9 protein-coding genes are annotated in these 11,347 nt (G+C 30.8%); 5 read left to right on the top strand and 4 right to left on the bottom strand.

The features are described 5' to 3' along the window. The first annotated feature begins 18 nt into the window (after window positions 1–18). The 4 genes from guaB to DNU06_RS16680 all read left to right on the top strand — a co-directional run bounded on the left by guaB (window position 19) and on the right by DNU06_RS16680 (window position 5,739). Window positions 19–1,491 (top strand): IMP dehydrogenase, encoded by a 1,473-nt coding sequence (gene guaB, locus DNU06_RS16665; protein ID WP_111064642.1) that lies wholly within the window; start codon window positions 19–21, stop codon window positions 1,489–1,491. 14 nt (window positions 1,492–1,505) lie between these two features. Next, the gene (locus DNU06_RS16670; protein WP_111064643.1) at window positions 1,506–3,470 is read left to right on the top strand and encodes a peptidylprolyl isomerase; all 1,965 of its coding nucleotides are present in this window, start codon (window positions 1,506–1,508) and stop codon (window positions 3,468–3,470) included. Between the two features lie 78 nt (window positions 3,471–3,548). Then, window positions 3,549–4,388 carry a peptidylprolyl isomerase gene (locus DNU06_RS16675; RefSeq protein WP_111064644.1) on the top strand — a complete coding sequence of 280 codons (840 nt, stop codon included), beginning with the start codon at window positions 3,549–3,551 and terminating at the stop codon, window positions 4,386–4,388. Continuing rightward, on the top strand, window positions 4,363–5,739 hold the full coding sequence (locus DNU06_RS16680; RefSeq protein WP_111064645.1) for a peptidylprolyl isomerase: 1,377 nt from the start codon (window positions 4,363–4,365) through the stop codon (window positions 5,737–5,739). Before DNU06_RS16675 ends, DNU06_RS16680 begins: the two co-directional genes overlap by 26 nt. A gap of 32 nt (window positions 5,740–5,771) precedes the next feature. Here DNU06_RS16680 and DNU06_RS17890 read toward each other — a convergent pair whose 3' ends face one another. The 4 genes from DNU06_RS17890 to DNU06_RS16695 all read right to left on the bottom strand — a co-directional run bounded on the left by DNU06_RS17890 (window position 5,772) and on the right by DNU06_RS16695 (window position 9,880). Next, window positions 5,772–5,945 (bottom strand): hypothetical protein, encoded by a 174-nt coding sequence (locus DNU06_RS17890; RefSeq protein ID WP_158526938.1) that lies wholly within the window; start codon window positions 5,943–5,945, stop codon window positions 5,772–5,774. A gap of 118 nt (window positions 5,946–6,063) precedes the next feature. Further along, complete coding sequence (locus tag DNU06_RS16685) at window positions 6,064–7,011, bottom strand: NAD(P)-dependent oxidoreductase (RefSeq protein ID WP_111064646.1); 948 nt, start codon at window positions 7,009–7,011, stop codon at window positions 6,064–6,066. 1 nt (window position 7,012) lies between these two features. Next, a complete protein-coding gene (gene mgtE / locus DNU06_RS16690; RefSeq protein ID WP_111064647.1) occupies window positions 7,013–8,365 on the bottom strand; it encodes a magnesium transporter in 1,353 nt (450 codons plus the stop codon). Window positions 8,366–8,461: 96 nt separating this feature from the next. After that, entirely contained in the window at window positions 8,462–9,880 is a 1,419-nt protein-coding gene (locus DNU06_RS16695; RefSeq protein ID WP_111064648.1) for an MBL fold metallo-hydrolase, read from the bottom strand. A gap of 115 nt (window positions 9,881–9,995) precedes the next feature. Between DNU06_RS16695 and DNU06_RS16700 the strand changes: the two genes are divergently transcribed. Further along, window positions 9,996–11,243, top strand: a complete 1,248-nt coding sequence (locus DNU06_RS16700; RefSeq protein WP_158526939.1) for a chorismate-binding protein — start codon at window positions 9,996–9,998, stop codon at window positions 11,241–11,243. Window positions 11,244–11,347 lie beyond the last annotated feature (104 nt).

Genomic DNA, 11,347 nt, shown 5'->3' on the forward strand with positions numbered 1-11,347 from the left:
TTTAAAATTAAATTCATCATGGCAATTAACAATTTCTCTCAAATTCAAGAAGGTTTAACATTTGATGATGTTTTACTCGTTCCAAGGTTCTCTAATGTACTTCCATATGAAGTAACATTAAATACTCGTTTTACAAGAAACATTACTTTAAACGCCCCTATTATTTCAGCAGCTATGGATACAGTTACTGAATCCGCATTAGCTATCGCAATTGCACAGCAAGGTGGTATTGGTGTTATTCATAAGAACATGACCATTCAAGCACAAGCTTTGGAGGTAAGAAAAGTAAAAAGGTCGGAAAGTGGAATGATATTAGACCCAATTACTTTAGACTTAAATGCAAAAATTGGAGACGCATTGAGACTGATGAAAGAAAATAAAATTGGCGGTATCCCAGTAGTTGATGAGAATAAAACTTTAATGGGAATTATTACCAATCGTGATTTGAGGTTTGAAAAGGATAATAATAAAGATGTAGCCGACGTCATGACTTCAAAAAATATTATTACTACTTCTGAAGGAACAAGTTTAGAACAGGCCGAAGAAATATTACAACAACATAAAATTGAAAAACTTCCTGTAGTTGGCAAAGACAATAAACTATTAGGATTAATTACTTATAGAGATATCATTAAGGTGAAAGAACATCCAAATTCTTGTAAAGACCAATTTGGTAGATTAAGAGTGGCTGCTGCAGTTGGGGTTACCCACGACACTTTAGAAAGAGTAACTGCCTTAGAAAAAGCAGGAGTAGATGCAGTAGTAATTGATACCGCGCATGGACATACCATGACCTTTGTTGAAAAATTAAAAGAAGTTAAAAAACAATTCCCGAATTTAGATGTTATAGCTGGAAATATTGCCACAGCTGAAGCAGCTTTATTTTTGGTAGAAGCTGGAGCAGATGCAATTAAAGTTGGCATTGGACCGGGTTCAATTTGTACCACAAGAATTATTGCTGGTATTGGTGTTCCTCAATTAACTGCAATTAATAATGTTGCAAATGCATTAGAAGGTACAGGCGTTCCCGTAATTGCGGATGGTGGAATAAGATATACCGGTGATTTCGTAAAAGCTATTGCCGCTGGTGCAGATACAGTAATGGTTGGATCTATGTTTGCTGGAGTAAAAGAATCCCCAGGAGAAACTATTATTTACCAAGGTAGAAAATTCAAAGAATATCGCGGAATGGGCTCAGTAGAAGCCATGCAAAAAGGATCAAAAGACCGTTATTTTCAATCAGATGAAGATGATGTTAAAAAATTAGTCCCTGAAGGAATTTCAGGCCGTGTTCCCTATAAAGGAAATTTAAATGAAGTAATGGTACAAATTATTGGTGGTATTAGAGCCGGAATGGGTTATTGTGGTGCCAAAAACATCTCTTCTTTAAAAGGCGCTCAATTTATTAAAATATCTTCTGCAGGTGTGCAAGAAAGTCATCCACATGATATATCGATCACCCGAGAAGCACCAAATTATAGTATTAAATAAAATCAACAATCAAAATGAAACATTTATTTTTAAGCTTAAGTTTATTAGTAGTTAATTTTTTATTCGCCCAAAATAATACTGTCTTAACAGTTGATGGTAATAAATATGATGTGGAAGAGTTTAACTACATTTATACTAAAAACAATCCAGAAGCGAATTATGATGACGACTCATTATTGGCCTATGTTAATAAATATTTCATTGATTACAAATTAAAAATACTAGAAGCTAAGCGTCTAAGATATGATACTCTTCCTCAGTTAATCAATGAACTTAAACAATATAGAACCCAACTTTCTCGCCCATATTTAATCGATAAAGATAAAAATGAAGCATTGATTAAGGAAGCTTATGATAGAACGATTAACGAGGTTAGAGCAAGCCATATATTAATTAGAGTTAATGCAGATGCAGCCCCTAAAGATACCTTAATTGCTTATAACAAAATAATCGCCATTAGAAATAGAGTGATTAATGGGGAAGATTTTAATGAAGTAGCTGCAGGTCCTAACGGTTCTGAAGATCCATCTGCGAAAAGCAACTTTGGTGATTTAGGATATTTTACAGCATTACAAATGGTATATCCTTTTGAAGATGCTGCTTTTAAAACAGCAGTAGGTGAAGTATCTATGCCCGTTAGAACACAATTTGGATACCACATCATTAAAGTAACAGATAAAAGAGCCGCAAAAGGAAAAATTCAAGTAGCGCACATTATGATCATCAATAGTAAAGAAGATGCTAAAAATGAAATTAATGGACAAAAAATCAAAGAAATTTATGAGTTACTTGAAAATGGTGCACCATTTGAAGAATTAGCTCAAAAATATTCTGATGATCAATCTTCAAATACCAAAGGTGGTTTATTACCGGAATTCGGTGCGGGTTCAAAACAAAGAATGGTTCCCGAATTTGAAAAAGAAGCTTTTGCTTTAAAAAATGAAGGAGATTATTCAAAACCTTTTGAAACCATGTATGGATGGCATATCGTGAAGAAAATTCACCAATCAGATGTACCTGAATACGATAAATTAAGAAGAGAACTTAAATTAAAAGTGGAAAAAGATGAACGTGCACAAAGTACACAGCAATCTTTTATCAATACACTTAAAGTTAATTACAACTTTAAAGTAAATTCAGCGCTTCTATTAAAAGCATACACTTTAGTGGACGCTAATGTATTTGAAGGTAACTGGAAAGACACCTTTAATCTTAACAACAACGAAACTTTTGTATCTTTTGCTAATCAATCTTTTACATTAGACGACTTTTTAAGCCACATTTCTAATGAACAAAGAAGAGAAAAGCCTAAAGCGATTAAGGCTTATGTGGATTATAAATTCAACACTTGGACTAATAAACTAATTCTAAATTACGAAGACAGCCAGCTTGAATCTAAGTATCCTGACTTTAAAAATTTAATGCGTGAGTACGAAGAAGGCGTGCTTATCTTTGAAATTATGCAAAACGAAATTTGGAATAAAGCCACTAAAGATACCGTTGGCTTAAAAAATTATTACGAAAAAAATAAAAATAATTTTACTTATCCTGATAGATATAAAGGAACACTGTATAAATGTAAAGACAAAACTACAGCTAAAAAAGCCATTAAATTATTGAAAAATAAAAAACTGACAAATGCAGAAATTCAAGATTCTTTAAATAAGTCTTCGACTTTGAATGTTGATTTCAAAAAAGGAACTTTTAATAAAGACCAAGATGAATTTATTAGTGATAAGGGCAAAGCTATTAAATTTAAAGAAGGTAAATCTAAGTGTTATAAAAAAGGTGGAGAGTATTATATTTTTAATAATGAAGCTTTCTTACCTTCTTCGGTTAGAAAATTTTCAGAAGCAAAAGGACTTGCCACTGCAGGTTATCAAAATGAATTACAGGAAAAATGGCTAGCTGATTTAAAAGCTAAAGCCGACATAGAAATCAATAAAACAGTTTTATTTAAAGCGGAAACTTTTAAATAATTTTAATTATTGTTAATTTATGATTCAAGACCCTTATACATTCAAAATTGAAGAAAAATTAGTTTAATTTTGGGGCACATGGATAAGGTTTTATTTTTTCTCATTATTGTTTGGTCTATCACAGCATGTGATAGTGCAATAGCTGATAAAAAAATTGTTTCTGTCTACGATAAAACATTAACTTACCAAGAGCTGAACGCAGCTTATGTTAAACAAAAAGGAAAATTTGAAGACAGTATTACATTTTCAAATGATTATATAAACAACTGGATAAATCAAAATATTTTAGTACACCAAGCCTTAACCGAAAACATCCCCGAATTGGATGCTATTGAAAAGAAAACTATTGATTACAGAAATAATTTATTAATTCATTACCACGAAAATAAAATAATCAAAGAAGAGTTAGATACTGTAGTAAGCTTCGAAGAGCTAAAGAAATACTATAACAAACACCAAAGTGATTTTCAATTAAAAGACTACCTGGTGAAAGTGATGTATATTAAAGTAGCAGAAGATGCACCGGATATTGATAAACTTTCAAAATGGTATAAATTAAACTCTGAAAAAGATCTAAATCAATTGGTACAATATGCAGGCCTTTATGCCAGTAACTTTTACTACGACTTAGATAACTGGATCTATTTTAGTGATATTACTAAAGAAATACCTTTAAATGATATTGATAAAAATAGATTTATTACGCGGAAATCAGAACTAAAAATTAATGAAGACGGGTACTTTTATTTTATCAATATTTTGGACTATAAGTTAAAAAACGCTTTATCTCCTATTGAGTTTGAAAAAAATAACATTAAGCAAAGAATTATCAATAATAGAATTTTAAATTTAAGAGAGAAAATCAAAAATCAACTAATACAAAAAGCTAAAAATGAAAACAAAATTAAATATTATTAACTTTTTATTTTTATGCATCTTCGCATTTAGTGGGACTAGCGTAATTGCACAAGGTAAAATTATTGATCAAATTGTAGCGCAAGTTGGAGAAGAAGTAATCATGCTTTCTGATATACAAAAAGCTAAATTACAACTCATACAAGAAGGTATGGAAGTGAGCAATACAGACGACTGTAGAATTCTGGAAGAGCTCCTTTTTCAAAAACTATTACTAAACCAAGCGAAAATTGATTCTGTTTTGGTGAGTGATGATCAAGTAAATGCCAGTCTTGACCAAAGAATTAGATATTTTGAAGCACAAATTGGAGGAAGGGAAGAATTAGAAAAATTTTACGGGAAATCTATCGCACAAATTAAAGGGGAGTTTTTCAAAACTATAAAAGATAATATGCTTGCAGAATCTATGCAAGATAAAATCACGGAAAACTTAGTGATAACACCTAAAGATATTACCCATTTTTTTAATGAATTACCTAAAGATAGTATTCCATATATCAATTCAAAAATTTCCGTTGCTCAAATTGTTATCTACCCTGAAATTACAGAAGCTGATAAAATGAAATCTAAACAACTCATTTCAGAAATTAGAGAAGATGTTTTGAAAGGTGAAATTAGATTCGCTACAGCTGCCATAAAATATTCAGATGACCCAGGAAGTAAAATGCAAGATGGTGATTTAGGCTGGCAGACAAAAGGAACTATGGTGCCTGAATTTGAGGCTGCAGCATTTTCTTTGAAGAAAAATGAATTATCTCAAGTTTTTGAAACACAATATGGTTACCATTTTCTAGAACTTTTGGATAGAAAGGGAGATAATTATAGAGTAAGACATGTTTTAATATCGACTAAAGCAAATGACAACTCTCTTGACATTGCTTCTAATAAGATTGAAAAAATATATGCTGACTTAAAATCAAATACGATTCCTTTTGAGAAAGCTGCAGAAAAATATAGTAATGATGAGAATTCTAAATTCAATGGTGGCAAGATTGTTAACCCATACACAAATGACTTTTATTGGGACATTAATAATATCAATGAAATTGACCCACAATTATATAGAGTTATACAAGGATTAGGCGTTGGTAAAATCTCAACACCATCTTTATATGAAAATTATCAAGAACAAAAATTAGGATTACGTGTAGTCAAACTATTGGGGAAAACAGATCCACATATGGCTAACTTAAATGACGATTATCAATTGATTCAAAAAGCATGTACAGAATCAAAAAAGCAAGTGATAATTGATAAATGGATTGACAATAAAATAAATAGCGCCTACATCAGAATTGATGGAAAGTACAAGTATTGTAATTTTAAATATGACTGGGAAATAGAAAGTAAATAAAAAATAGACCTTTAAAGGTCTATTTTTTTATCTTATTTCTGCTTTATAACTTTTTTTACCGTAGTTTTTACAATTTCCTTCTTTGATTGCTTTTTAGAAACATCAGCTTTTCTATAAGCATCACAGGTAGATCCACCACCACCACCACAACTTGTTGCTCCTAGGAAGAGAAAAGAAATGGCAAAGCTTAAAATTACTTTTTTCATATTTTTGTTGGTATTAGCTTGTTTGAGTTTTCACAAATATAGATATAATATATAAGTTTTCAAAATTAGGAGATTAACTCACGCATATCTAACCATATAGTGAATTTACTTGAAAAAGTTACAATTGGTAATGATTCCTGAACTTTTCAAATAACACCCTACTTAATTTAAAATAGGATTCATGTGTCCAACCTCCAACATGTGGTGTCAGTATCACTTTGGCCGAATTTAATAAATATTCAAATTCAACCGATAAATCAACTCCTTCCTCAAATATTTTACCAAAAGAACTGTCTTCAAATTCATTTACATCTAAACATGCACCAAGTACATTATTATTCTTTAAAGCAGTAACTAGTGCTTTTGTTTCTACAATTTTCCCTCTAGCTAAATTTAATAAATAAAATGGTTTTTTGACTTCCTCTATAAATGAATCATTAATTAAACCAATGGTTTCATTAGTCTGAGGAATATGCAAACTGATCACTTGCGCATTTTCTTTTAAAAATTCTAAACTAACTTCTTTCACTTTATCCGTACCAAAATTAGTTTTATATTTATCATGAGCCAATATCGTTACATTAAATCCAGCCAGTTTTTCGGCGAATGCCTGCCCATTATTCCCAAAACCAATAATACCAATAGTTTTCCCTTCTAATTCTATTCCTCTATTCGCCTCTCTTCTCCAAATCCTTGATTTTACTTCATTGTTTGCAATAATAATATTATTAAACAAGGCCAATAACATACCTAAAGCTTGTTCCCCAACTGCATTTCGATTACCTTCAGGTGCATTAAATAAAACAATCCCATTCGCATTACAATAATCGACATCAATATTTTCTAAACCAGCCCCTGACCTTGCTATAAATTTTAAATTGTTAGCTGATTTCAATAAATTCTCATCCAATTTTATCCGACTTCTTATTACTATTCCATCAAAGTCGGAAATAAGTAATTTAATCTCCTCAAGAGTATTTGAAGTTAAATCAACACATTCTTGGTTTATAGATGTCAAACTTTCCCATAGAATAGGGTGAACAGTATCAATAAATCCTATTTTCATATTAATTGTATAACATAAACGCAATCATAAAATAAACACTTAGTCCTAATATATCGTTTGTTGTGGTGACAAAAGGACCAGTAGCTAAGGCAGGATCAATTTTTAATTTATTTAAGATAAGGGGGAACAGAGTGCCAAATATTGCTGCGATAATTACAACAATGAAAATGGATATACCAATGGTAATCCCCATAATAATATCCGTATTGGTGAAAAAGTTAAATAAAAAAATTAAAATACCACAAATCAATCCAATCAAGACCCCAACTAATAATTCTTTTAAAATTCGTTTAAATATTCCTTTAAACATAAACTCTTTACTCGCTAAGCCTTGAACTACAATCGCAGAGGATTGTACTCCCACATTTCCACCTGTCGCAGTGATCAATGGAATAAAAAATGCCAAAACCGGATTTATTTGAATATCTGCTTCATAATTCTGTAAAATTAATGAACTTAAAACACCTCCTAATAATCCTATCAAAATCCAAGGTAACCTAGACTTAGTATTCTTAAACACACTGGCAGTAGCCTCTACATTATCCGTAATACCAGAAGCCAATTGATAATCTTTTTCTGCTTCCTCCTGCATCACATCAACAACATCATCAATAGTTATTCTTCCTACTAATTTATTTTGATAATCTACCACAGGTATAGCTATCAAATCGTAGCGCTTCATGATATCCGCAACATCTTCCTTATGAGAGTTTGTTTTTACATATTTAATATTATTGCTTTGATACAGTTCACTAATTAAGGAAGTTGGCTTAGCAAATAATAGACGTTTTAATGACAATACACCTAGTAATACATCCGATTCGTCTACTACATAAATTGAATATACTTTTTCAACTTCCTCAGCTTGTTTTCTTAACTCAATGATACAGCGCTTAACGGTAAAAGAAGAACGTACTTGTACAAATTCAGACTGCATCAAACCACCGGCAGAATCTTCATCATACCTTAATAAGTCAATCACTTCAGAAGCATGCTCTTTATCTTCCATTTTAGAGATAACTTCATCTTTCCTTTGCTCTGATAGCTCTCCCAATAAATCAGCAGCATCATCAGAATCTAGTTGATCTACTTGTTCCGCTATTTCCTTTGGAGAAAATAATTCTAATAACTTTTCTCGAATGTCTTCATCTAACTCAACTAAAGTCTGTGCAGCTTGTTCCTCATCCAAATAGTCAAAAAGATGCTTCCCTTCATCTAGTCCTAAATGCTTCACTATATCAGCAATATCAGCTGGATGTAATTCAAATATTTGCGCCTTGATAAAAACAATATTGTTTTCCTCCAACGCAGATTGGATATCTTCAATAAAACTTTTTGTCAATTCAAATTTCACAGTCTTTTTTTACAAAGGTAATGAGGTTTTATATAAAACCAACAAAGGCCATCACTTTATAGAAAATGATGGCCTTAACTTAAGATTAAATTAATCCTATACTAAAGTAGAAGGACAAACAAATTCCTTTCTATCTAATTTTGTTTTATTCTTAATACCGCCAAAACCTTCTTTAACGTCAATGATATGATGAATACCCGCAGCCTTCGCAATAGATTCAAATATAACAGATCTATATCCTCCTGCACAGTGCACATAATATGTCTTGTCTTTATCTAAATTACTGATGTTTTCATTTAAATAATCTAAAGGTTCGTTTGTTGCATTAATTAAATGTTCTGAATCGTATTCCCCAGGTTTTCTAACATCAAGTACATTAATTTTACCGCCTTCTTTTTCCGAAATAGCTTCAAACTCTTCAGGTGAAATAGATTCAATAAAATCTGTTGCACCACCATTATCTTTCCATGTTTGTACACCACCTTTTAAATAACCAATCGCATTATCATATCCAATTCTAGATAGACGCTTCACTGCTTCCTCTTCTTTTCCTTCTGGACATATCAGTATAATAGGTTGATTAATATCCTTTATTAAAGCACCTACCCATGGCGCAAATTGACCATTCAAACCAATAAATATGGAACCTGCAATGTGCTCTTTGGTAAAATCAGCTTGACTTCTAACATCCAAAATTAAAACACCTTCTTTTTGTTTTTTACTCACAAAATCAAATATCAATGCTTCAGTACCTTGACTAATAATACTATCAAATTCAGGATTAACCCCCTTATTCATCATTACATTTTTTGAGAAATATTGTGGTGGTTTACTTAAACCTGTTAAAACCTCTTTTACAAATTCAGCTTCGGTCATGTCAGCACGTAATGCATAATTAACCTCCTTTTGATGTCCTAAAGTATCAAAAGTCTCTTTACTCATGTTCTTTCCACAAGCAGAACCAGCACCATGATTCGGATATACTATCACATCATTAGGTAAAGGCATAATTTTATCCCTTAATGAATGAAATAAATGCTTTGCCAAATCTTTTTCAGTTAATTCTCCTTGTTTAACGGCTAAATCCGGTCGACCTACATCCCCAATAAATAAAGTGTCTCCTGTAAAAATACATTGATCTTTTTTATTTTTATCTATTAACAAATAAGTGGATGATTCTAAAGTATGACCTGGAGTATGGAGTAATTTTATAATTCCATCTCCTACAGGAAACTCTTCATTATCCTTACCATTATAAAAATCAAAATCTCCTTTTGCGCCAGGACCAAAAACAATTTGTGCCCCTGTTTTTTTTGCTAAGTCAACATGTCCAGAAACAAAATCTGCATGGAAATGTGTTAAAAATATATATTTTATTTTTACATGATCACGCTCTGCTCTTTCAAGATAGGGAGCCGTTTCTCTTAATGGATCTATAATCGCTGCTTCTCCATTGGAATGTATGTAATAGGCCGCTTCAGCCAGACAACTTGTGTAAATTTGTTCTACTTTCATATTAATGTAATTATTAATTCTAATACAAAGTTAAAGTTTTTATTTACTAAAATTGTAACTTAAATTACATTAGCTTTACTTTGTAGCATCATACAACAAATTTTAACTTTTAATTTTGAAAAAATACTACCCACTAAATACCAAGTTAGATCAACTTGAAATTATACAAAAATTATCATTAGAAAAATTTTGTCTCTTAAATAATGGGGACAAAAATTTCATTCTTGGCTGGAACAATAATGTGAAAAATGATATTCAATACAATACTTATCAAGATATTTCCAATTTGAAATTAGATAAAAACTACTGGTTTGGCTTTTTAACATACGACTTGAAAAATAAAACACTTCCGAAAACTAAATCCAAAAACTTAGATATTCATCATTTTCCGGAAACTTTATTCTTTAAAGCAAGTAATGTTCTAATTAAAAAAAATAATCATATTTTATATTTTGGAGAAAATAAAGATTACCTCTCTTTAAAACATATTTTATCTACGAAAAAAATATTTCTTAAAAAGGAACAAATTCCTCAGAAAATAGAACTTAAGGCATCCACCTCTAAAAAAGATTATCTAAATAATGTTACTAAAATAAAAGAACAAATACAAAAAGGTAATACCTATGAATTGAACTACTGCATTCAATACACAGCAAGCGAAATAAAAATTAATATATTAAAAACCTACAAAAAATTAATTCAAAAAACTAATGCGCCATTCTCATCCCTATTTTCGTACAATGAAATAAATATTCTTTCGGCATCCCCTGAAAGATTTTTACAAAAAAACAACCTTAACCTACTTAGTCAACCAATAAAAGGAACTGCTAAACGAGGGAAAACAATTAATGAAGATCAAGTAATAAAAAAAAACCTTCTTAACAACCAAAAAGAAATCTCTGAAAATGTAATGATAGTTGATTTAGTTAGAAATGACCTATCAAAAATTGCAGCTAAAAATAGTGTACAAGTTACGGAACTTTGTAAGCTCTATACTTTTGAAACAGTTCATCAATTAATTTCTACAGTTCAAGCAAAATTAACTATAGATATAAATGTAAATTCAATTATTAAAGCACTATTCCCTATGGGGTCAATGACAGGTGCTCCAAAAGTTGCTTCTACAAAAATAATTGATCTTATCGAAAACTTTAAACGAGGTGTATATTCAGGTTCGATAGGCTTCATAGGTCCAAATAACTCATTTGATTTCAACGTGGTTATTCGTTCTATTCTTTACAATAACAAAATAAAGAACCTAAGCATATCCGTTGGCTCAGCCATTACAATTAAATCCATCAGTATTCAAGAATACCAAGAATGCTTACTTAAACTTAAAGCGATTGCTTCTGCGCTAGAATAATATTTGTAACTGCTACTTTTTTCCTTTAATACATATTCCTATCAAAGAAATAGATTTAAATAATAAATTTATGGCAAAAAAAAAGCCTCATTAGATTAACTAAT

The organism is Putridiphycobacter roseus (genome assembly GCF_003234935.1).
GTDB lineage: Bacteria > Bacteroidota > Bacteroidia > Flavobacteriales_D > Crocinitomicaceae > Putridiphycobacter > Putridiphycobacter roseus.

What these genes read in the sequence shown, in the direction of transcription:
- DNU06_RS16670 (WP_111064643.1), top strand. Translation starts at nt 1,506, where the DNA reads ATGAAACATTTATTTTTAAGCTTAAGTTTATTAGTAGTTAATTTTTTA.
- DNU06_RS16695 (WP_111064648.1), bottom strand. Translation starts at nt 9,880, where the DNA reads ATGAAAGTAGAACAAATTTACACAAGTTGTCTGGCTGAAGCGGCCTAT.
- DNU06_RS16680 (WP_111064645.1), top strand. Translation starts at nt 4,363, where the DNA reads ATGAAAACAAAATTAAATATTATTAACTTTTTATTTTTATGCATCTTC.
- DNU06_RS17890 (WP_158526938.1), bottom strand. Translation starts at nt 5,945, where the DNA reads ATGAAAAAAGTAATTTTAAGCTTTGCCATTTCTTTTCTCTTCCTAGGA.
- DNU06_RS16675 (WP_111064644.1), top strand. Translation starts at nt 3,549, where the DNA reads ATGGATAAGGTTTTATTTTTTCTCATTATTGTTTGGTCTATCACAGCA.
- DNU06_RS16685 (WP_111064646.1), bottom strand. Translation starts at nt 7,011, where the DNA reads ATGAAAATAGGATTTATTGATACTGTTCACCCTATTCTATGGGAAAGT.
- guaB (WP_111064642.1), top strand. Translation starts at nt 19, where the DNA reads ATGGCAATTAACAATTTCTCTCAAATTCAAGAAGGTTTAACATTTGAT.